This is a genomic window from Klebsiella sp. A52 (genome assembly GCF_018388785.1).
In the GTDB taxonomy this organism is placed as follows: Bacteria; Pseudomonadota; Gammaproteobacteria; order Enterobacterales; family Enterobacteriaceae; genus Klebsiella; species Klebsiella aerogenes.
The window spans coordinates 2901545-2924229 of sequence record NZ_CP074437.1 but is presented as its reverse complement, the minus strand read 5'-3'; the positions used below and the strand labels follow the sequence as shown (position 1 = coordinate 2924229).

Annotated in this window: 14 protein-coding genes; 9 read left to right on the top strand and 5 right to left on the bottom strand. The window is 55.4% G+C overall.

All coding sequences use genetic code 11. From position 1 onward, the window contains the following. Positions 1–519 precede the first annotated feature (519 nt). Together rcsD and rcsB are read left to right on the top strand one after the other, a co-directional pair. Complete coding sequence (gene rcsD / locus KGA69_RS13860; RefSeq protein WP_045391401.1) at positions 520–3180, top strand: phosphotransferase RcsD; 2661 nt, start codon at positions 520–522, stop codon at positions 3178–3180. A gap of 16 nt (positions 3181–3196) precedes the next feature. Next, the gene (rcsB, locus tag KGA69_RS13855; protein ID WP_015365624.1) at positions 3197–3847 is read left to right on the top strand and encodes a response regulator transcription factor RcsB; all 651 of its coding nucleotides are present in this window, start codon (positions 3197–3199) and stop codon (positions 3845–3847) included. A 112-nt stretch (positions 3848–3959) separates the two neighbouring features. Here rcsB and rcsC read toward each other — a convergent pair whose 3' ends face one another. Together rcsC and gyrA are read right to left on the bottom strand one after the other, a co-directional pair. Continuing rightward, positions 3960–6812 (bottom strand): two-component system sensor histidine kinase RcsC, encoded by a 2853-nt coding sequence (gene rcsC, locus KGA69_RS13850; protein WP_049061095.1) that lies wholly within the window; start codon positions 6810–6812, stop codon positions 3960–3962. Positions 6813–6943: 131 nt separating this feature from the next. Continuing rightward, on the bottom strand, positions 6944–9577 hold the full coding sequence (gene gyrA, locus KGA69_RS13845) for a DNA topoisomerase (ATP-hydrolyzing) subunit A (RefSeq protein ID WP_045391405.1): 2634 nt from the start codon (positions 9575–9577) through the stop codon (positions 6944–6946). Between the two features lie 146 nt (positions 9578–9723). Between gyrA and ubiG the strand changes: the two genes are divergently transcribed. The 4 genes from ubiG (at position 9724) to yfaE (ending at position 14569) form a co-directional block, all read left to right on the top strand. Next, positions 9724–10452, top strand: a complete 729-nt coding sequence (ubiG, locus tag KGA69_RS13840; protein ID WP_045391407.1) for a bifunctional 2-polyprenyl-6-hydroxyphenol methylase/3-demethylubiquinol 3-O-methyltransferase UbiG — start codon at positions 9724–9726, stop codon at positions 10450–10452. A gap of 346 nt (positions 10453–10798) precedes the next feature. Beyond that, positions 10799–13084, top strand: a complete 2286-nt coding sequence (gene nrdA / locus KGA69_RS13835; protein WP_015365619.1) for a class 1a ribonucleoside-diphosphate reductase subunit alpha — start codon at positions 10799–10801, stop codon at positions 13082–13084. Positions 13085–13184: 100 nt separating this feature from the next. Beyond that, the gene (gene nrdB / locus KGA69_RS13830; protein WP_015365618.1) at positions 13185–14315 is read left to right on the top strand and encodes a class Ia ribonucleoside-diphosphate reductase subunit beta; all 1131 of its coding nucleotides are present in this window, start codon (positions 13185–13187) and stop codon (positions 14313–14315) included. Beyond that, entirely contained in the window at positions 14315–14569 is a 255-nt protein-coding gene (gene yfaE / locus KGA69_RS13825; RefSeq protein ID WP_213292397.1) for a class I ribonucleotide reductase maintenance protein YfaE, read from the top strand. The genes nrdB and yfaE overlap by 1 nt, the downstream gene beginning before the upstream one ends. 94 nt (positions 14570–14663) lie before the next feature. On the opposite strand, the gene glpQ is transcribed toward yfaE, so the two are convergent. Both glpQ and glpT read right to left on the bottom strand, forming a co-directional pair. Next, positions 14664–15731, bottom strand: a complete 1068-nt coding sequence (gene glpQ, locus KGA69_RS13820) for a glycerophosphodiester phosphodiesterase (RefSeq protein ID WP_045391411.1) — start codon at positions 15729–15731, stop codon at positions 14664–14666. 9 nt (positions 15732–15740) lie between these two features. Then, entirely contained in the window at positions 15741–17087 is a 1347-nt protein-coding gene (gene glpT / locus KGA69_RS13815) for a glycerol-3-phosphate transporter (protein ID WP_015365615.1), read from the bottom strand. A 270-nt stretch (positions 17088–17357) separates the two neighbouring features. Here glpT and glpA point away from each other — a divergent pair, with 270 nt between their 5' ends. The 3 genes from glpA to glpC are packed head-to-tail and all read left to right on the top strand — an operon-like array spanning position 17358 to position 21413. Continuing rightward, complete coding sequence (glpA, locus tag KGA69_RS13810) at positions 17358–18980, top strand: anaerobic glycerol-3-phosphate dehydrogenase subunit A (protein WP_213292396.1); 1623 nt, start codon at positions 17358–17360, stop codon at positions 18978–18980. Then, complete coding sequence (gene glpB, locus KGA69_RS13805; protein WP_045391417.1) at positions 18970–20229, top strand: glycerol-3-phosphate dehydrogenase subunit GlpB; 1260 nt, start codon at positions 18970–18972, stop codon at positions 20227–20229. The genes glpA and glpB overlap by 11 nt, the downstream gene beginning before the upstream one ends. Further along, positions 20226–21413, top strand: a complete 1188-nt coding sequence (glpC, locus tag KGA69_RS13800) for an anaerobic glycerol-3-phosphate dehydrogenase subunit GlpC (RefSeq protein WP_045391420.1) — start codon at positions 20226–20228, stop codon at positions 21411–21413. The genes glpB and glpC overlap by 4 nt, the downstream gene beginning before the upstream one ends. A 1-nt stretch (position 21414) precedes the next feature. Here the strand turns inward: glpC and KGA69_RS13795 are convergent, their stop codons facing one another. Further along, positions 21415–22614 (bottom strand): nicotinamide mononucleotide deamidase-related protein YfaY, encoded by a 1200-nt coding sequence (locus KGA69_RS13795; RefSeq protein ID WP_213292395.1) that lies wholly within the window; start codon positions 22612–22614, stop codon positions 21415–21417. Positions 22615–22685: the final 71 nt, after the last annotated feature.

Sequence of the window (22685 nt, the reverse complement as noted above, 5' to 3'; positions counted from 1 at the left end):
AATCAAATTATTGAAAGCATGTAAATGTATAGCACTGAATGGTAAAACAAAATCTTCCCCGAAGACTAAAATAATCCTCGCTATCATCATTAACTTTATTTATTACCGTCATTCAGTTCTGAATGTCTGTTTACCCCTATTTCAACCGGATGCCTCGCATCCGGTTTTTTTTACCCTTCTTTACGTATCTTTAATTATGCTGTGCTATCGCATAAAAAAATAACGACTATTAATCAATCAATTCCGAATGAAAGTTAGCCTATTTCGCCAATTTCTTGTTTTTTCGTGCTATTTACCTGCAACAAATGCCAGTTAATTGTACAAGATCAATTCCACTGTACATATTCGTGGTCGCTATGGTTTTGAGACAAATCTCAGCATTAAAAGATCCCTCAGCGTCAATCTGTTGTATGGATTTCCCGTTTTAGCCTTTATACTTCCAGCCAGTATTCGTTGTGCTGCCCGTCACTATGGCGCAACATCTTGTTTACAAACACTACTGAGCAGCTCTGCTACGCGATGACCCAAAAAAAATTCTCCCTGATCCCAGGCAACATCACCCGCTTCTTCATTTTGATGGTTATCGTCTTGCTCGCGACGATGGGCGTGATGATCCAAAGCTCGGTCAATACGTGGCTAAAAGACAGAAGTTACCAGGTGGTTGATATCAGCCACGCGTTGCACAAACGCATCGATACCTGGCGTTACGCCACCTGGCAGATTTACGACAATATCGCAGCCACCAGTTCCAGTACTTCAAGCGATGGGCTGCAGGAAACCCGGCTAAAGCAGGATGTCTACTATCTGGAAAAGCCTCGGCGCAAAACCGAGGCGCTGATTTTCGGATCTCATGACAGCTCGACGCTTGAAATGACGCAGAAAATTTCTAATTACCTCGATATTCTATGGGGCGCGGAAACCATCCCCTGGTCGATGTATTATCTGAACGGGCTGGATAACAGCTTGATTCTGGTCTCTACGCTGCCGCTGAAAGATCTGTCTTCGAGTTTTAAAGAATCGACGATTAGCAGCGTGGTGGAATCCCGCCGCGCCGAAATGCTGCTGCAGGCAAATACGCTGGACGAACGGGAAACCTTTTCTTCGCTGCGCCATTTGACCTGGCAAAATGGCCACTACTTCACGCTGCGTACCACCTTTAACCAACCGGGCCACCTGGCAACGGTGGTGGCCTTCGATTTACCGATTAACGACCTCATCCCCCCGAGCATGTCGTTGGATAGCTTCCGTCTGGAGGCAGATCCGGCACAGAATGCCGCCAACAGCCCTGATAAAGAAGCCGTTGATAACGTTAGCGTCAGCTTCAATGGCCTGCGTATTGAGATAACTACCGCCATCAATACCACCGGCATGCGGCTGGTGTGGGTCGTGCCGTTCAGCACTTTGCTGATGGAATCCCTGCAGAATATTTTACTGCCGCTGCTGCTCACCATTGGTCTGCTGGCATTAACCCTGTTTGGCTTTACCACATTCCGTCACTATAGCGGTCGCCGTAATACTGGCAGCGTTAGCGCGGCACCCACCGCCGCCAACAGCGAGCTTCGCGCTCAGCGCGCAATTAATGAAGAGATTGTCTCTTTGCTGCCGCTGGGCCTGTTGGTGCACGATCAGGAAGCCAATCGCACTATTATCAGCAACCCGATCGCCGATCATCTGTTGCCTCATCTGAACCTGCAGAACATCACCAACATGGCCGATCAGCATCAAGGGGTCATTCAGGCGACGATCAATAATGAACTTTATGAAATCCGCCAGTACCGTAGCCAGGTTGCTCCGCGTACGCAGATCCTGATTATTCGCGACCAGGACAGAGAAGTACTGGTGAACAAAAAGCTCAAACAGGCCCAGCGTCTGTATGAAAAAAATCAGCAGGGGCGTATCGCCTTTATGCAGAACATCGGCGCCGCGCTGAAAGAACCGGCGCAGGCGCTGGCGCATGAAGCGGCGGCCATCGGCATTAATGAGAGCCGTAAACTGGCGCAGCGCGCGGATGAACTGGTTCATCTGGTCGATGAGATTCAGTTGGCGAACTTACTGGAAAGCGACGCCTGGAAAACCACACCCGGCTTATTCTCCATTCAGGGCTTAATAGATGAAGTAGTTCCTGAAGTCCTACCAATGGTAAAACGCAAGGGACTCCAGCTGTTAATCAATAACGCGCTGCCGGCCAACGAGCAGCGCTACGGCGATCGCGACGCGCTGCGCCGCACGCTATTACTGCTGATTCAGTACGCGATCACCACTACCTCTATCGGTAAAATCACCCTTGAGGTGAGCAAAGATGAATCTGCCGACGATCGGCTGACTTTCCGTATCCTTGATACCGGCAACGGCGTAAGCGCTAATGAAATCGATAATATGCACTTCCCGTTCCTTAACGAGACGCAAGCCGACCAGTACGGCAAGGCCAATGCCCTCACCTTCTGGTTATGCGACCGTTTAACCCGCAAGCTTGGCGGGCAGCTTAATATTAAGGCGCGAGAATCGCTCGGCACCCGCTACTCGCTACACCTTAAAATGGCGGCAAGCGAGGAAGAGAGCGACTCCGGCGAACACCTGTTGGACGATGTAGTCGTAATGATTGACATTACCGCCAATGAAGTACGCCGCATCGTGACGCGCCAGTTAGAGAGCTGGGGCGCGAGCTGCATCACCCCGGACGAAAGACTCTCAAGTCAAGAGTACGATCTCTTTTTAACTGATAATCCGTCTAATCTTACTGCTTCAGGCTTGCTTTTAAGCGATGATGAGGTTGGGATACGCAAAATTGGCCCTGGTCAGTTGAGCGTCAATTTTAATATCAGCACTGCCATGCAGGAAGCTATCCTGCAGCTGATTGAGCAGCAGCTGGCGCAAGAAGAGATTCAGCCCGCCTCCACTGGAAATGAAGGGAATGCTGAACTCCATGCCAGCGGTTATTACGCGCTGTTTGCCGACACTGTTCCGGATGATGTTCAGAGATTGTATACTGAATTAACCATCAGCGATTTCGCTGCGCTGGCGCAGACCGCTCACCGCCTCAAAGGGGCGTTTGCGATGCTTAATCTGATACCCGGCAAGCAGTTATGTGAAGCGCTTGAGCATCTGATTCATGAAAGAGATGCTCAAGGTATAGAAAAATACATCAGCGACATTGACGGTTACGTCAAGAGCTTGCTGTAGCAAGGTAGCCTAATACATGAACAATATGAACGTAATTATTGCCGATGACCATCCGATCGTACTGTTCGGCATTCGTAAGTCACTTGAGCAGATCGAGTGGGTGAATGTTGTTGGCGAATTTGAAGATTCCACAGCTCTGATTAACAATCTTCCTAAACTTGACGCGCACGTCCTGATTACCGACTTGTCGATGCCTGGCGACAAATATGGCGATGGGATCACCCTGATCAAATACATCAAACGCCATTTTCCTGAACTGTCGATTATCGTTCTGACCATGAACAACAACCCGGCTATCCTCAGCGCAGTACTGGATCTCGATATTGAAGGGATCGTACTGAAGCAGGGTGCGCCGACCGATCTGCCGAAAGCGCTGGCCGCGCTGCAGAAAGGCAAAAAGTTTACTCCGGAAAGCGTCTCCCGCCTGCTGGAAAAAATCAGCGCCGGCGGTTATGGCGACAAACGCCTGTCGCCGAAAGAGAGTGAAGTTCTGCGTTTGTTCGCTGAAGGCTTCCTGGTCACCGAGATCGCCAAAAAGCTGAACCGCAGCATTAAAACCATCAGTAGCCAGAAGAAATCGGCAATGATGAAGCTGGGTGTCGAAAATGATATCGCACTGCTGAACTACCTCTCTTCCGTTTCTCTTACCTCAACGGATAAAGAGTAATTCACTTTTCCCGGATGGCGGCCAGCCGCCGTTTCCGGGCCATTCTGAAACTTTATTCCCACCCCGGAGAGCATCGCGCGCCGGGGAGCTCTCAGCACCATTCCGTGCGGCCTCAGCTTGTTTTTCTGGCTTTACGTACCTGTGCGGCATAGGTGGCCAGCGTGTGCTTAAGGATATCCAGCGTCACCGGTTTTGACAGGCAGCTATCCATTCCCGATTCCAGACAACGCTGTTTTTCTTCCGCCAGCGCGTTAGCCGTCACGCCAATAACCGGTAACGTCATCTCCAGCTGACGGATCCGCTGCGTCAGACGGTAACCATCCATATTGGGCATGTTCACATCGCTGAGAACAATATCAATATGCTGTTTACTGAGGACGTTAAGCGCATCGATGCCATCATTGGCCGTTACGCATTGATAACCCAGCGAGCCAAGCTGATCGGCCAACAGGCGGCGGTTAATCGGATGATCGTCGACCACCAGAATCATCATGTCGTCATTGCTGGCCGTTGGCGCGTCATGGGCCGATAGCGCCGGACCATTCTCTTCCGCCGCCAGCGCCAGATGCAGCAGACGCCCCAGTAATGGCAGGAGCTCATGCGGCGTGGTAACGCTATGTAGCCACTCTCCCGGCGCGCGCTCAACAGGAATGCCGATATGGCGGCGGCAGAAGATCACCGCAGCGCTTCCCGGCCAACCCTCATAGCCTTCATCATCGGTTAATAAAATATCGTCGGCAGCCGGCGTCTGACCAGCAAATTGACGTACCGTCAGGCCATGATATTGCAGCAGCGATTCGACAAAAAGCGCCAGTGACGTGTTATGAATCGCCAGCCAACAGGTGCTGTTGCTGTGCCGATCGGCCAGCAGCGGCGGCATCGGCTGCATGCCGTATAGCGGAATACGAATAGTGAAACGGCTTCCCATGCCGGGTTCAGTTTCCACGGCAATGTCGCCATCCATCATGCTGATAAGTTTTTCACAGATAGCCAGCCCCAAGCCGGTGCCCTGGAAATTACGCTGTACTCCGGTACCGACCTGGAAGAACGGGTCGAACAGGCGCACAACCTCTTTCGCCGGGATCCCCTCGCCGGTGTCACGTACGCTAATTTGCAGATAGTCGCCGGCGCGCTGGACGTGCAACACGATACAGCCGGTATCGGTAAATTTAATGGCGTTACTCAGCAGGTTGGAAATAACCTGCTGCAGACGCATCGGGTCGCCGATCATCGTTTGCGGGACATCCGGCTCGATGAAACAGTACAGCCCCAGCTGTTTGCGCACCACCAGCGGTAAATAGTTCGCCGAAATATGATTCATGACCTCGCGCGGCGAGAACTCTCGCGGTTCGATTTTTAGCTGCTCTGACTCAATCTTCGAGAAGTCGAGAATATCGCTGATAATCTTCAAGAGCAGGCTGGAGGAGTTATTCATCGCCGTCACCAGCCGATCGACTCCCTTCGGCAACGCTTTGGTCTGCAGCAGATCGAGGTTGCCAATAATGCCGTACAGCGGCGTACGCAACTCGTGGCTAACGGTGGCGAGGAACATCGATTTCGACTGGCTGGCCTGTTCCGCCGCCTGGGCCATCTCCTGCAGCGACTCTTCCATTTTCACACGGGCGGAAACATCCACCAGCACGCATATCGCGACGTTTTCATTACGATAGCGCGAGTGTACAAAGCTAATCTGCAGGTTGGTGTTGTTGCTGGTTAACACGTCGACGAAGTTGACCTGCTGGCCGCAGATAATCTGCGTGAGCCGCTGGCGGTCTTCGTGAGTCAGCATATTCAGATAGTTATGCGCCAGTTCGTTACTCAGTATGTTAGTGCCGTCCTGGGTACGCAGAATACAGATCCCTACCGGCGCGGAGGCGACGATTTTACGGTTGAACTGCTCATGCTCTTCCAGACGCTGGGCGTCGTTTTCCGCCGGAATAAATATCCGCCGTTCATACATGCGCGCCAGCGCGAACAGGATCGCGCCAGTCAGGATATTCAGCACGATAGCGTTGAGGATCAGCATCCTGATGCGCTCGAGCACCTGATCGACGGAAACCGAATAGACAATACTCAGCGATGACGGCAGCAGGCTCTTTTTCAGCACCAGTTCGCGGAAACCAGAGCTGTAGCCAAACCACATCCGCTCCTGCATCCAGCGGGTTTCCGGTTTAATACTGTTATCCGGCCCGGCAAGGGAAATGAGCTGCTGGCCGTTATCATCGAGGATCGTCACGCTCATCGGCAGGCTGCCTGGCGTAAAGAAGCTCTCCATGCGGATAGTCTGCTCGACGCCGAGCATCGCCTGCAGGCGGTTAGCCATATAGATTGGCGTCAGGGCATAGAAATAGCCGACGCCCGGACGCACGCCCTGGCTAATCCAGAACAGGTTATTGCCGCGCTCGTTTTGCGGCGCATCGCGATATTGTTCGATACGTTGATGCAACACCTTCAGCGCCTGATCGCGCTCCAGCGGCATATCGCGCAGGCCGAAGTTAGCCATACAGAGGTTGTCGCTGCCAATTAAAAAGATACGGTTCAGGTCGTAGGCGGCGGAGAAATTATCGCGCCAGTAGCGCATGAACCACGCCAGCGATTGCAGCGAATTGCGCCAGGCGCCGCTCATTGCGCTGCAGTCGGAATCCGGATACAGCGGTTCAAAATTGGGGATAGTGATATTGCCGCTGTTGGCCAGCGCCGCGCTGCCCTCGCTCCCGGTCGCCGCACGATTGCCTGCGACGTACTTCAGCTCTTTAATGACATCCGCAGTCCGCTGGATATATCGCTGCGCCTGGTCGGCGTTAAGATTCAGTTCCTGACGAATTTCCGATTCCCGTTCATGCAGCGCATTAACGATATAAAACACGGAGACAAAAGCAATCAGCATCCATAGCAGAACCGCCAGCGCTCTGAACAGGTAACGAGAAACCTTTAAGGTCGTATGAAACGAGGCAAGATATTTCAATGGGGCAATGCTCGGTCGTCAGGGGCTCAACAGAATGGGGTTAAAGTAGCGGTAAATGGGCTTTGTCGCAATGTTAATGCAAAAAGGGCCGGGATAATACCCGGCCCTTTCAGAACATTTACCTGCGACGATTACTCTTCGTCTTCGGCGATGTCGTCGTCAGCATCGTTTTCCGGCGCGATATCATCATCGCCTTCCGCTACGCTGCCGTCGATGGCATCCAGTTCTTCGTCGTCAACCGGTTCAGCCACGCGCTGCAGGCCAACAACATTTTCATCTTCCGCGGTACGGATCAGAATCACGCCCTGAGTATTACGACCCACGATGCTCACTTCAGAAACGCGAGTACGCACCAGTGTACCCGCATCGGTGATCATCATGATCTGGTCGCAATCATCGACCTGCACGGCGCCGACCACGGAACCGTTACGTTCGGTGACCTTAATAGAGATAACGCCCTGCGTCGCACGTGACTTGGTCGGATACTCTGCTGCCGCAGTACGCTTGCCGTAACCGTTTTGCGTCACGGTCAGGATAGCGCCTTCGCCGCGAGGAATAATCAGCGACACTACGCTATCTTCGCCTGCCAGCTTGATACCGCGTACGCCGGTTGCGGTACGGCCCATCGCGCGAACGGCGTCTTCTTTAAAGCGCACCACTTTACCAGCGGCGGAGAACAGCATCACTTCGTCCTGGCCAGAAGTCAGATCGACGCCGATCAGTTCGTCGCCTTCGTTCAGATTGACGGCAATGATACCGGCAGAACGCGGACGGCTGAACTCGGTCAATGCCGTTTTCTTCACGGTACCGCTGGCGGTCGCCATAAAGACGTTAACGCCCTCTTCGTACTCGCGAACCGGCAGGATAGCGGTGATACGCTCGTCAGCTTCCAGCGGCAGCAGGTTGACGATCGGCCGACCACGCGCGCCGCGGCTGGCTTCCGGCAGCTGATAAACCTTCATCCAGTACAAACGACCACGGCTGGAGAAGCAGAGGATCGTGTCATGGGTGTTGGCCACCAGCAGGCGGTCGATAAAGTCTTCTTCTTTAATACGCGCTGCCGATTTGCCTTTACCGCCACGACGCTGCGCTTCGTAGTCGGTTAATGGCTGATATTTCACATAGCCCTGGTGCGACAGGGTCACGACAACATCTTCCTGGTTGATCAGGTCTTCGATATTGATATCGGCGCTGTTGGCGGTGATTTCGGTACGACGCGCATCGCCAAACTGTTCTTTAACCAGCTCCAGCTCTTCGCGAATAACTTCCATCAGACGATCGGCGCTACCCAGAATGTGCAGCAGCTCGGCAATCTGATCCAGCAGCTCTTTGTACTCGTCGAGCAGTTTTTCATGCTCCAGACCGGTCAGTTTCTGCAGACGCAGATCCAGAATCGCCTGGGCCTGCTGTTCGGTCAGATAGTACTGGCCGTCACGCACGCCGAACTCTGGCTCCAGCCACTCCGGACGCGCGGCGTTATCGCCGGCGCGCTCCAGCATCGCGGAGACATTGCCCAGATCCCATGAACGCGCGATTAAACCCGCTTTTGCTTCCGCCGGCGTCGGCGCGCGGCGAATCAATTCGATAATCGGATCGATGTTAGCGAGCGCAATCGCCAGCGCTTCAAGGATATGCGCACGGTCGCGCGCTTTACGCAGTTCGAAAATAGTACGACGAGTGACAACCTCGCGGCGGTGACGAACAAACGCCGCAATGATGTCTTTCAGGTTCATGATCTTCGGCTGACCGTGGTGCAGCGCAACCATGTTGATACCGAAAGAAACCTGCAGTTGGGTCTGGGAGTAGAGGTTGTTAAGAACCACTTCACCCACCGCGTCGCGTTTCACTTCGATAACGATACGCATACCGTCTTTGTCAGATTCGTCGCGCAGCGCGCTGATGCCTTCAACGCGTTTTTCTTTCACCAGCTCGGCGATTTTCTCAATCAGGCGCGCTTTGTTCACCTGATACGGAATTTCGTGCACGATGATGGTTTCACGACCGGTTTTCGCGTCAGCTTCGACTTCCGCGCGCGCGCGAATGTAAACTTTACCGCGACCGGTACGATAGGCCTCTTCAATACCGCGACGGCCGTTAATGATAGCGGCGGTCGGGAAGTCCGGGCCCGGAATGTGTTCCATCAGCCCTTCAATGCTGATGTCTTCGTTATCAACGTACGCCAGGCAGCCGTTGATAACTTCCGTCAGGTTATGCGGCGGAATGTTGGTCGCCATACCTACGGCGATACCGGAAGAACCGTTCACCAGCAGGTTAGGGATTTTTGTCGGCATGACGTCAGGGATTTTCTCCGTGCCGTCATAGTTGTCGACGAAATCAACCGTCTCTTTTTCGAGATCGGCCATCAGCTCATGAGCGATCTTCGACATACGGATTTCCGTATAACGCATCGCTGCGGCGGAGTCGCCATCGACAGAACCAAAGTTACCCTGGCCATCGACCAGCATATAACGCAAGGAGAACGGCTGCGCCATACGTACGATGGTGTCATAAACGGCGGTATCACCATGCGGGTGGTATTTACCGATTACGTCGCCAACGACACGGGCTGATTTTTTATAGGCTTTGTTCCAGTCATTGCCCAATACGTTCATGGCGTATAGTACGCGACGGTGTACCGGCTTCAGGCCATCTCGGACATCCGGCAGCGCACGGCCAACAATGACCGACATCGCATAATCCAGATACGAGCTTTTCAGCTCTTCCTCAATGTTGACCGGTGTAATTTCTCTCGCAAGGTCGCTCATCTAACCGCTATCCCTCTACTGTGTCCCGGATTCAAAGGTCGCAAATTATAACACAGCCGTCGTAATAGAGGTAAAGCAATACGGTTTATTCGTGGCAGTCTGCTGATATACTCGCAGGTCAGAACAGAAAAGGAGTAAAAGCGCCCATGAATGCCGAAAAACCGTCGGTGGCCCCCAACGTTGATCACAATGAAATCGCCAAATTTGAAGCCGTCGCCTCGCGCTGGTGGGATTTAGAAGGCGAGTTCAAACCGCTGCATCGCATCAACCCGTTGCGCCTTGGCTATATTGCCGAACGCTCCGGCGGCCTGTTCGGCAAAAAAGTGCTTGATGTCGGCTGCGGCGGCGGCATCCTCGCCGAAAGCATGGCGCGCGAAGGTGCAACGGTCACCGGTCTGGATATGGGCTTCGAGCCGCTGCAGGTCGCAAAACTGCACGCGCTGGAGAGCGGCGTTCAGGTGGAGTATGTGCAGGAGACCGTCGAAGAGCACGCGGCGAAGCACGCCCAACAGTACGACGTCGTCACCTGTATGGAGATGCTCGAGCACGTCCCTGATCCACAGTCGGTCGTGCATGCCTGCGCGCGGCTGGTGAAGCCCGGCGGCCAGGTCTTCTTCTCGACCATTAACCGCAACGGCAAAGCCTGGCTGATGGCCGTGGTCGGCGCGGAATACGTGATGAAAATGGTGCCAAAAGGTACGCATGACGTTAAGAAGTTCATCAAGCCGGCGGAGCTCATCGGCTGGATCGATCAGACTTCTCTGAAAGAGCAGCACATTACCGGCCTGCATTACAATCCGCTCACTAATACCTTCAAGCTGGCGCCGGGGGTTGATGTTAACTATATGTTGCATACAACGGCGAAAAAAGCATAACGTCATACGTTTTTATGATGATGATTGCGCGGCATCAAGCTGCGCAATTTTCCCTTCCGACGAAGAAATCAGCACTCGATCAAATTTTGATTTTTTTTTCTGTTTTATTGACTTCTTCTCCAGGCCTTATACGGCGTGGACTTAGCGATTATTACGCCTGCGCAACCTCAAATTAACGTCAAAATCAACCCTTGTACTCAAAAGAATCCTTACTAAAATAACTCACCATATAGCGTTCTTTTTATCGACAACCCCCTACATATAGTATTTATCCACAGAGTTAGTCACAACGACTTGCTGTGGATAAATGGGGGGATATTTTTTCTCACGGACAGGTAAAAACCACATGAATCAGAGTCTGCTGGTGACAAAGCGCGACGGTAGCACCGAGCGTATCAATCTCGACAAAATCCATCGCGTACTAGATTGGGCGGCAGAAGGACTGAATAACGTTTCGATTTCTCAGGTAGAACTGCGTTCGCATATTCAGTTCTATGACGGCATCAAAACCGCCGACATCCACGAGACCATTATTAAGGCCGCAGCGGACCTGATCTCCCGCGATGCGCCGGACTACCAGTACCTCGCCGCGCGACTGGCGATTTTCCACCTGCGCAAAAAAGCGTTTGGCCAGTTTGAACCGCCGGCGCTGTACACCCATGTGGTGAACATGGTCGAAAAAGGTAAATACGATCATCATCTGCTGGAAGACTACACGGAAGAAGAGTTCCAGCAGATGGACGGTTTTATCGACCACTGGCGCGATATGAACTTCTCCTATGCCGCCGTTAAGCAGCTGGAAGGTAAATACCTGGTGCAGAACCGCGTCAGCGGCGAAATCTATGAAAGCGCCCAGTTCCTCTATATTCTGGTCGCGGCTTGCCTGTTCTCTAACTATCCGCGTGAGACCCGTCTGGACTACATCAAGCGTTTCTATGACGCGGTGTCCACCTTTAAAATTTCGCTGCCGACGCCGATCATGTCCGGCGTGCGTACCCCTACTCGTCAGTTCAGCTCCTGCGTGCTGATCGAGTGCGGCGATAGCCTGGATTCGATCAACGCCACCTCCAGCGCGATTGTGAAATACGTTTCCCAGCGCGCCGGTATCGGTATCAACGCCGGCCGCATTCGCGCGCTGGGTAGCCCGATCCGCGGCGGCGAAGCTTTCCACACCGGCTGCATCCCGTTCTATAAGCACTTCCAGACCGCGGTGAAATCCTGCTCGCAGGGCGGCGTTCGCGGCGGCGCGGCCACCCTCTTCTATCCGATGTGGCATCTGGAAGTCGAAAGCCTGCTGGTGTTGAAAAACAACCGCGGCACCGACGCCAACCGCGTTCGCCACATGGACTACGGCGTGCAGATCAACAAGCTGATGTACACCCGCCTGCTGAAAGGCGAGGACATCACCCTGTTCAGCCCGTCCGACGTTCCTGGCCTGTACGATGCGTTCTTCGCCGATCAGGACGAGTTCGAACGTCTGTACACTAAATACGAAAAAGACGACAGCATCCGCAAACAGCGTATTAAAGCCGTTGAGCTGTTCTCGCTGATGATGCAGGAACGCGCCTCCACCGGCCGTATCTATATTCAGAACGTTGACCACTGCAACACCCACAGCCCGTTCGACCCGGTTGTCGCGCCGGTGCGCCAGTCTAACCTGTGCCTGGAAATCGCCCTGCCGACCAAACCGCTGGACGATGTGAACGACGAAAACGGCGAAATCGCGCTGTGCACGCTGTCGGCGTTCAACCTTGGCGCCATCGATAGCCTCGATGAGCTGGAAGATCTGGCGGTGCTGGCGGTGCGCGCGCTGGATGCGTTGCTGGATTATCAGGATTACCCAATCCCGGCGGCCAAACGCGGCGCGATGGGTCGTCGTACGCTGGGCATCGGCGTTATCAACTTCGCTTACTATCTGGCGAAACATGGCAAACGCTACTCCGACGGCAGCGCCAACAATCTGACGCACAAAACGTTCGAAGCTATTCAGTATTATCTGCTGAAGGCCTCCAACGAACTGGCTATCGAACAAGGCGCCTGCCCGTGGTTCAACGAAACCACCTACGCGCAGGGTATTCTGCCGATCGATACCTACAAGAAAGACCTGGATGCGATCGTGAGCGAATCCCTGCATTTCGACTGGGAGCAGCTGCGCGAATCCATCAAAACCCACGGCCTGCGTAACTCCACGCTCTCCGCATTGATGCCGTCTGAGACCTCTTCGCAGATCTCCAACGCCACCAACGGCATTGAGCCGCCGCGCGGCCACGTGAGCATCAAAGCGTCGAAAGACGGGATCCTGCGCCAGGTCGTTCCGGATTACGAAAATCTGCAGAACGCCTACGAACTGCTGTGGGAAATGCCGAATAACGACGGCTATCTGCAGCTGGTCGGCATCATGCAGAAGTTTATCGATCAGTCGATTTCCGCCAACACCAACTACGACCCGACGCGTTTCCCGTCCGGAAAAGTGCCGATGCAGCAGTTGCTGAAAGACCTGCTCAACGCCTATAAATTCGGCGTGAAAACGCTGTACTATCACAACACCCGTGATGGCGCGGAAGACGCCCAGGATGACCTGGCGCCGTCAATTCAGGACGACGGCTGCGAAAGCGGCGCATGTAAGATCTAAGGTATTTTTGCCGGGTGGCGCGATGCCTACCCGGCCTACGGTTTTGTAGGCCCGGCAAACGCAGTGTTGCCGGGCGATACAATCTCAACAGGACCCACTCATGGCATACACCACTTTTTCACAGACGAAAAACAATCAACTGCTTGAGCCGATGTTTTTTGGCCAGCCGGTTAACGTGGCCCGCTACGATCAGCAAAAATATGACATCTTTGAAAAGCTGATTGAAAAGCAGCTCTCCTTCTTCTGGCGCCCGGAAGAAGTCGACGTTTCGCGCGATCGCATCGACTATCAGGCGCTGCCGGAACATGAAAAGCATATTTTCATCAGCAACCTGAAATATCAGACGTTGCTCGACTCCATCCAGGGCCGTAGCCCGAACGTCGCGCTGCTGCCGCTGATTTCCATCCCGGAACTGGAAACCTGGGTGGAAACCTGGGCCTTTTCCGAGACGATCCACTCGCGCTCTTACACCCATATTATTCGCAACATCGTCAACGATCCGGCGACGGTGTTCGACGATATCGTGACCAATGAGCAGATCCAGAAACGCGCGGAAGGCATCTCTCACTATTACGATTCGCTGATCGAAATGACCAGCTACTGGCATTTGCTGGGCGAAGGCACCCACACCGTCAACGGCAAAACCGTGACCGTGAATCTGCGCGAGCTGAAAAAGAAACTGTATCTGTGCCTGATGAGCGTCAACGCGCTGGAAGCGATCCGCTTCTACGTTAGCTTCGCCTGCTCCTTCGCCTTTGCCGAACGCAAGCTGATGGAAGGCAACGCCAAGATTATTCGCCTGATCGCCCGTGATGAAGCGCTGCACCTGACCGGCACTCAGCATATGCTGAACCTGCTGCGCTCCGGCAGCGACGATCCGGAAATGGCGGAAATCGCCGAAGAGTGCAAACAGGAGTGCTATGACCTGTTCGTGCTGGCGGCGCAGCAGGAAAAAGAGTGGGCGGACTATCTGTTCCGCGACGGCTCGATGATCGGTCTGAACAAAGATATTCTCTGCCAGTACGTCGAGTACATCACCAATATCCGCATGCAGGCGGTGGGCCTCGATCTACCGTTCCAGACCCGCTCCAACCCGATCCCATGGATCAACACCTGGCTGGTTTCCGACAACGTTCAGGTCGCGCCGCAGGAAGTGGAAGTCAGCTCTTATCTCGTCGGCCAGATCGATTCTGAAGTCGACGCTGACGATCTGAGCAACTTCCAGCTGTAATGAAGCGGATTTTCTTGAGGATTTCTGGCACTCGCCTTGAGTGTCAGGATGAACATACTTCCCTGTTGGCCGCGCTTGAATCGCATAACATCGACGTGGAGTATCAGTGCCGCGAAGGCTATTGCGGTTCCTGCCGCACGCGTCTGGTGTCAGGTCAGGTTGACTGGCTGACCGAACCGCTGGCGTTTATCCAGCCGGGAGAAATTTTGCCCTGCTGCTGCCGGGCGAAAGGCGATATTGAGATCGAGATGTAGTGTTGTCGATGTGTGCGGCCTGATGCCCTCACCCCGGCCCTCTCCCACAGGGAGAGGGGGAAAACATAAAAAAGGGCCTTACGGCCCTTTTGTTTTATTTCGCGTCCAGGAACTGCACCGCTTTATCCGGGAAATCGGTAAACAAGCCGTCGACGCCCGCCTGGTTATACAGCACGTCATAGAGCTGATTAACGTTAGTGGCGTACTCCGGCAACTGATCCGCGCGCACGGTATACGGATGCACCTGCAGATGGCTGGCGTGCGCCTCTTTTACCATCGCCGTCAGCTTCACCGCGCCCGGCTTCGAGCCTTCCGCTACCAGCATATGGTAATCCGGACCAATACCGTCGGCGTACTGCGCAATCTGCGCCATCGCCCCCGGCTTGAACATCCAGTCATAGCTGTAGTTCACCCATTTACCATCGGCCTGTTTCTGCTGCGTTTCATTCCAGTCGGTATAGGCGATGAGCTGCACCAGATTGAGATCCATCCCCATCTTCGGCTCCAGCTCATTCTTAATGCGTTTGAGCTCGTTGGCGTCAAAGCACTGCAGATAAACCTTATCCTGCTTGCTGGTGTAGCCATATTCCTTCAGCACTTTCAGCGTGCTGGCGGCAATATCTTTGCCTTCCTGATGGTGGAACCACGGCGCTTTGATTTCCGGGTAGATACCGATATTTTTACCCGTCGAATGGTTTAGCCCCTGTACAAACTCAATCTCTTCTTCAAAGGTATGAATACGGAAATCGGATTTACCCATCGGGAAACGCCCGGGATAGGTTTGCACGTTTTTACCATCTTTCGGCTCAAAACCTTCGGTGAACTTCAGCGACTTAATCTCGGCCAGGGTAAAGTCAATAGCGTAAAAACGACCATCTTTACGCGCCCGCTGCGGGAAACGCTGCGCTACGTCAGTTACCCGATCGAGATAGTGGTCATGCAACACCACCAGCCGGTCGTCTTTGGTCATCACCAGGTCTTGCTCAAGGTAATCCGCCCCCTGAGCGTAAGCCATCGCTTTCGCCGGCAGGGTATGTTCCGGCAGATACCCGCTGGCGCCGCGGTGGGCGATGACAATCTTCTCTGCCGCGACGGCGCTGAAGCACAGCGCCGAACTGGCCAAAATCATTCCGCTCATTAGCGCGGTAAGTTTCATTTTCATCGCCGCTCCTTAGGCTTGTTTCAGTTGTTGATGATGACGACGCTCGCCAAGCATGACGATAATCAGCAGCAGAACCGCCAGTACGCTACCGCCAATCATTACCATGAAGCCGCCGTCCCAGCCGAAGAAATCGACGGTATAGCCAACAATGGCGCTCGCGGCTACGGAACCGCCGAGATAACCGAACAGACCGGTGAAGCCCGCAGCGGTGCCGGCAGCTTTTTTCGGCGCCAGTTCCAGCGCATGTAGACCGATCAGCATCACCGGGCCGTAAATCAGGAAGCCAATGACGATCATACAGGCCATATCGACGCCCGGATTACCCGGAGGGTTCAGCCAGTAAACGATAGTGGCAATCGTCACCAGGGTCATAAAGAACACGCCGGTTGCGCCGCGGTTGCCTTTAAATACTTTGTCCGACATCCAGCCGCACAACAGGGTGCCCGGAATGCCCGCGTACTCATAGAGGAAGTAGGCCCAGGAGGATTTATCCAGCGCGAAGTGTTTGACTTCTTTCAGGTAGGTCGGCGACCAGTCCAGAATGCCGTAGCGCAGCAGATAAACGAAGACGTTAGCGATAGCGATGTACCACAGCAGCTTGTTCGGCAGAATGTACTGCATAAAGATCTGCTTCGCCGTCAGCTCTTCTTCGTGCTTTTCGCTATAGTCATCCGGATAGTCGTTTTTATACTCTTCGATCGGCGGCAGACCGCAGGACTGCGGGGTATCACGCATCATCGCGAAGGCAAAAATGGCCAGCAGAATCGCGCCGAAAGCCGGCATATACAGCGCCGCGTGCCAGTCGTTAAACCACGCCATCCCCAGCAGGAACAGCAGCGGCGGAATACCGCCGCCGACGTTATGCGCGCAGTTCCACACTGAGACAATCCCGCCGCGCTCTTTCTGCGACCACCAGTGCACCATGGTACGACCACACGGCGGCCAGCCCATCCCCTGGAACCATCCGCAAAGGAACAGCAATACGAACATGATCATGATGCTGGAAGTCGCCCACGGCACGAAGCCCATCACCAGCATCACCAGCGCCGCCAGAATTAACCCTGCGGGCAGGAAAATGCGCGGATTCGAGCGGTCGGAGACCGATCCCATGATGAATTTCGAAAATCCGTAGGCGATGGAGATACCGGAAAGCGCGAAACCGAGGTCGCCACGAGAGAACCCCTGCTCAATCAGATAAGGCATCGCCAGCGCAAAGTTCTTACGAACCAGATAGTAAGCGGCATAACCGAAGAAGATGCCAATAAAGATCTGCCAACGTAATCGACGATACAACGGGTCGATTTCCGCCGCCGGCAAACGCGCTTTATGCGCTGCGGGTTTAAAAATACTTAACATATCAGCCTCCGTGGCCATTGCTGTTTCACTGACATCGACGCAAAAAATCTAATTTATTCACGCACTTCTAATTAGGTCGCGATGGTAGGCAAAGCGTAGAACTAATACTGTGAAATATCGCACATTTTGTTACAGATATATGACAAAATTTTCCATTGTGAGCACAAAATCACAGCAAACGCTCGAATTGCGCGCAAATATGCTCGAAATCAAACATTCCACACTTTTGATATGGCTAAATGGTGTAAAACGAAAGTAGAGGACCGGAAGATGGACGAGACGCAAGAATTTGATGCGCTGATTATTGGCGGCGGCGCCACCGGCGCGGGAATCGCCCGCGACTGCGCCCTGCGCGGGTTACGCGTAGTGTTGATTGAGCGGCACGATATCGCCACCGGCGCCACCGGCCGTAACCATGGTCTGTTGCACAGCGGCGCACGCTATGCCGTCACCGATGGCGAATCCGCGCGCGAATGCATCAGCGAGAATCGCATTTTACGCCGCATCGCCCGCCACTGCATTGAACCCACCAACGGGCTGTTTATCACCCTACCCGAAGATGACATCGCCTGGCAGCAAACCTTTATCAACGCCTGTCAGCAGGCCGGTATCGATGCCAAACCGCTTACCCCCGCTGAAGCTTTGCGTCTGGAACCCGCGGTCAACCCGACGCTGCTTGGCGCCGTACAGGTACCGGACGGCACCGTCGATCCGTTCCGCCTGACGGCCGCTAATATGCTCGACGCCCGCGAACACGGCGCGCAGATCCTCACCGGCTGCGAGGTTACCGGCCTGCTACGTCAGGGCGATCGTGTGTACGGCGTACAGATCTACGATCATCAACGCCGTGAAGCGCGCAGTATGCGTGCACAGGTCGTCGTCAACGCCGCCGGGATCTGGGGCCAACGCATCGCGGAATACGCCGATCTGCGCATCTCCATGTTCCCGGCAAAAGGCTCGCTGCTGATCCTCGACCACCGCATTAATAACCAGGTGATTAACCGCTGCCGCAAGCCGGCGGATGCCGATATTCTGGTGCCCGGCGATACCATCTCGCTGATTGGCACCACCTCGACGCATATTCCTTATGACGAAATTGACGATAACCGGGTGACGACGGAAGAGGTCGATACGCTGCTGCGCGAAGGTGAAAAACTGGCGCCGATCATGGGACGTACCCGAGTACTACGCGCTTACTCCGGCGTCCGTCCGCTGGTCGCCAGCGATGACGATCCCAGCGGACGCAGCGTCAGCCGCGGTATTGTGTTGCTCGACCACGCCGCGCGCGACGGTATGGAAGGCTTTATCACCATTACCGGCGGTAAGTTGATGACCTACCGTCTGATGGCGGAATGGGCCAGCGACGCCGTCTGCCGCAAACTCGGCAATGCTGAGCCGTGCCGTACCGCGGAGCGTCCGCTGCCGGGTTCCCAGGAAGCCACAGAAACCACGCTGAAAAAGATTATCTCGCTACCGACGCCCCTGCGCGGGTCGGCGGTCTATCGCCACGGCGACCGCACCCCGGCATGGCTCGGCGACAGCCGCCAGCACCGCAGCCTGGTCTGTGAATGTGAAGCGGTCACCGCCGGGGAAGTGCAGTACGCGGTAGAGAATCTGGCGGTGAAGAATCTGCTCGACCTGCGCCGCCGGACCCGAGTCGGTATGGGCACCTGCCAGGGGGAACTGTGCGCCTGCCGCGCCGCCGGGCTGCTACAGCGCTTCAACGTCGCCACACCGGCGCAGTCGTTAACTCAGCTGTCGGAATTTCTTAATGAACGCTGGAAGGGCGTTCAGCCCATCGCCTGGGGCGACGCGCTGCGCGAAAGTGAATTTACCCGCTGGGTCTACCTCGGCTTATGCGGACTGCAAAAGGAGCATCAGGATGAAATTTGATTGCGCCATCGTCGGCGGCGGACTAGCCGGTCTACTGTGCGGGCTGGCGCTGAATCAATACGGCCTACGCTGCGTGATAATCAGCCGCGGGCAAAGCGCGCTGCACTTTTCCTCTGCTTCGTTAGACCTGCTCTCGGCGCTGCCGAACGGTGATACCGTCACAGACGTCGCACAAGGTCTTCAGCAACTGGCCGTTCAGCTGCCTGAACACCCTTACTCCCGCCTCGGCGCAGACGCGGTGCTCGAATACGCCAGGCAGACCGAAATGCTGCTGGCCGCCTGCGGCGCGAACATGCAAGGCGAAGCGCGCCAACCTCATCTGCGGGTGACGCCGCTGGGGACGTTGCGCCCGGCGTGGCTGTCGCCGGAAGAGGTTCCGCTGGCGCCCTTCGCGCAGCAACGGGTATGCCTGGTAGGGATTAGCGGTTTTGCCGATTTTCAGCCGCACCTGGCAGCCGCCGCCCTCGGGCAGAGCGGAGTGAATGCCACCGCCGCGGAGATTGATTTACCGCTGCTTGATGTGCTGCGCGATAACCCTACGGAGTTCCGTGCCGCCAACATCGCCCGCGTGCTTGATGATGAAAACCTGTGGCCTGCCCTGCAGTCCGCGCTGCTGCCGCTGGCGCAAGAGTACGAGCTGCTGATGATGCCCGCCTGTTTTGGGCTCGCGGATAATCGCCTCTGGCATTGGCTACAGGAACATCTGCCCTGCCCGCTGCGCCTGCTGCCGACGCTACCGCCTTCGGTGCCGGGGATGCGCCTGCATAGCCAGCTTCAGCGTCAGTTCATCCGCACCGGCGGTACCTGGCTTGCCGGTGACGAAGTGGTGAAAATCAGCCATCAGCAGGGCGCCGTCGAGGCCGTCTGGACGCGAAATCACGGCGATATCGCGCTGCGCCCGCGCTTTACCGTGCTGGCGAGCGGTAGCTTTTTCAGTAACGGTCTCGTCGCCACCCGTGATAGCGTGCGCGAACCGATCCTCGGCCTCGATCTGCAGCAAACGCTGGCGCGCGATAGCTGGTATCAGCGTGATTTCTTCGCGTCACAACCGTGGCAACGCTTTGGTTTGAAGACGGACCCCATGCTACGCCCACACCTGCTCGGCCAGCCGCTGAGTAATCTTTTCGCTATCGGCTCGCTGCTCGGCGGTTTCGATGCCATTCAACTCGGCTGCGGCGGCGGCGTTTGCGCCGTCACCGCGCTGCATGCCGCCAGACAGATCCACGACCTTGCAGGAGGCCGACCATGAATGATACCCGCTTTGAAAGCTGCATAAAATGTACGGTCTGTACCACCGCCTGCCCGGTGAGCCGGGTGAATCCGCGCTATCCTGGCCCGAAACAGGCGGGGCCGGACGGCGAACGTCTGCGTCTGAAAGATGGCGCGCTGTACGACGACGCGCTGAAATATTGTATTAATTGCAAACGCTGCGAGGTGGCCTGTCCATCTGATGTGAAAATCGGCGATATCATTCAACGCGCGCGTGCGCAGTACAGCCAGCAAACACCGACCCTGCGCGATGCTATCCTCAGCCATACCGACCTGATGGGTACCCTTTCCACGCCTTTTGCGCCGCTGGTCAACGCCACGACCGGTTTAAAACCGGTGCGCCGCCTGCTCGATGCGGCGCTGAAAATCGACCATCGCCGCACGCTGCCAAAATATGGCTTCGGCACCTTCCGCCGCGCTTACCGCCAGCTCGCCGCCGCACAGGCGCAGTACAGCGAGCAGGTGGCTTTCTTCCATGGCTGCTACGTCAACTATAACCACCCGCAATTGGGTAAGGATCTGATTCGCGTCGTCAACGCGCTGGGTACCGGCGTGCAGCTCTTATCAAAAGAAAAATGCTGCGGCGTCCCGCTTATCGCCAACGGCTTTTTTGACAAAGCGCGCAAGCAAGCGCACAGCAACGTCGCCGCCATGCGCGAAAACACCTTGCCGATCATCGCCACCTCTTCAACCTGTACTTTTACCCTGCGCGATGAATATCCCCATCTCCTGGATATCGATAACAGCGATCTGCGGGATCGGGTGGAGTTAGCGACGCGCTGGATTTGGAAACAGCTCGATGCCGGCAAAACCCTTCCATTGCGCCCGCTGCCGCTGAAGGTGGTCTATCACACTCCATGTCACATGGAAAAAATGGGCTGGTCGCTATACACCCTTGAGCTTTTGCGCCAAATCCCGGGCCTACAGCTGGAAGTACTGGATTCGCAGTGCTGCGGTATCGCCGGCACCTTCGGCTTCAAGTCGGAAAACTATTCGTCGGCGCAGGCGATTGGCGCACCATTATTTCGCCAGATTGAGGAGAGCGGCGCGGACTTAGTGATTACCGATTGCGAAACCTGCAAATGGCAGATAGAGATGTCCACCAGCAAGCGCTGCGAACATCCCATTACTCTGCTGGCGCAGGCGCTGGGGGCGCCTGCCTGAATCAGTCGATAAACAGCGTCTCGACGACATTAATCCAGCCATGCTCGCCGCTGACCGGCTTACCGTTGAGCCAGCGGCGCAGCATATTCAGCGCCATCATGGTGCACACTTCTTGCCGTACCGCCAGCCCATGACGATTCACGCTGAACTTAACCCGCAGCGCGTGCGTACCTTCCGGCGTCGCCAGCACAAAGTTCAGGTAATCGGCCTCCTGACCGCTGACCGACAATGCCAGTCCGGCAAAATGGTTTACGCGCCGCTCGGCGGCCCAGCGCGCCGATTGCGCTAACGTCTCCTCCTGCGCCGGCACCACTTCGCTGGCGAGAAGCGGCGCGTTCGCCCGCCTCAGCTGCAGCGCCAGCAGGCCGCTGGTGAACTGTTCGCTCAAGGTCAGGCTAAGCTGACGCTCCTGCAGGCAGCGCGCGATCTGCGCCGGTAACCCTTCCGTGCCCTCGAAGATAACGCTCTCCCCGGCCACTTTACGCACCTCTGGCCACAGCGCCAGCATCGCATCGCGCTGCGTCGCGGGACCGGTCAACTTCAGTTCGATAATCGGCATTGACGAGCGATAGCCCATCACCACACCCGGGGGGAGCTGCAGGTGGTTGAGGCTCTGCGCCAGCTCGCTTTCTGAGCGTCCGAAGGTGGTTAAGCGCAGACAGACAGGCGGCGACGGAAGCGTGAAGCGCGCACGTAAACGCGGTACGATCTCCTGCTCGACCATAACTTTGAATTCAGACGGCACGCCGGGGGTGAAAAACATCAGGCAGCGGTTGAGCTGTACGGCGAACCCGCAGGCGGTGCCCACCGGATTATTGATCATTTCGGCGCTGGCGGGGATTTCCGCCTGCTTGCGATTGCTTTGCGCCATTGGCCGACCGCGCTCGGCAAAGAATCGCGTCATCGTCTCCAGCCATTCAGCGTTGAGGACCAACCCTTCGCCTTTCGCCGTCGCCGCCGCCAGCGCGCTAAGATCGTCGCTGGTCGGCCCCAGACCGCCATTCACGATCAGCACATCCGCCTGTTCGCTGCGTTCGCGCAGAATAGCCACCAGCGCGTCGAGGTCATCGCCGACGGTATTGCGGCGCGTTAACGGTAAACCCTGATTAAAAAAGTAATCCGCCAGCCAGGCGGCATTGGTATCGACAATCTGCCCATGCAGCACTTCATCGCCGGTGGACAGCATTTCCACTTGTAGCATTATGAACTCCAGCCTGATAAGTCGAATTACTATAGCGCAAAGGCGCGGGCTGGCGACGAAGAAATTTGGCG

Bases quoted from the DNA above. Each gene is read 5' to 3' on its own strand.
- rcsD (WP_045391401.1), top strand. From the start codon at position 520: ATGACCCAAAAAAAATTCTCCCTGATCCCAGGCAACATCACCCGCTTC.
- rcsB (WP_015365624.1), top strand. From the start codon at position 3,197: ATGAACAATATGAACGTAATTATTGCCGATGACCATCCGATCGTACTG.
- gyrA (WP_045391405.1), bottom strand. From the start codon at position 9,577: ATGAGCGACCTTGCGAGAGAAATTACACCGGTCAACATTGAGGAAGAG.
- ubiG (WP_045391407.1), top strand. From the start codon at position 9,724: ATGAATGCCGAAAAACCGTCGGTGGCCCCCAACGTTGATCACAATGAA.
- nrdA (WP_015365619.1), top strand. From the start codon at position 10,799: ATGAATCAGAGTCTGCTGGTGACAAAGCGCGACGGTAGCACCGAGCGT.
- nrdB (WP_015365618.1), top strand. From the start codon at position 13,185: ATGGCATACACCACTTTTTCACAGACGAAAAACAATCAACTGCTTGAG.
- yfaE (WP_213292397.1), top strand. From the start codon at position 14,315: ATGAAGCGGATTTTCTTGAGGATTTCTGGCACTCGCCTTGAGTGTCAG.
- glpQ (WP_045391411.1), bottom strand. From the start codon at position 15,731: ATGAAAATGAAACTTACCGCGCTAATGAGCGGAATGATTTTGGCCAGT.
- glpT (WP_015365615.1), bottom strand. From the start codon at position 17,087: ATGTTAAGTATTTTTAAACCCGCAGCGCATAAAGCGCGTTTGCCGGCG.
- glpA (WP_213292396.1), top strand. From the start codon at position 17,358: ATGGACGAGACGCAAGAATTTGATGCGCTGATTATTGGCGGCGGCGCC.
- glpB (WP_045391417.1), top strand. From the start codon at position 18,970: ATGAAATTTGATTGCGCCATCGTCGGCGGCGGACTAGCCGGTCTACTG.
- glpC (WP_045391420.1), top strand. From the start codon at position 20,226: ATGAATGATACCCGCTTTGAAAGCTGCATAAAATGTACGGTCTGTACC.
- KGA69_RS13795 (WP_213292395.1), bottom strand. From the start codon at position 22,614: ATGCTACAAGTGGAAATGCTGTCCACCGGCGATGAAGTGCTGCATGGG.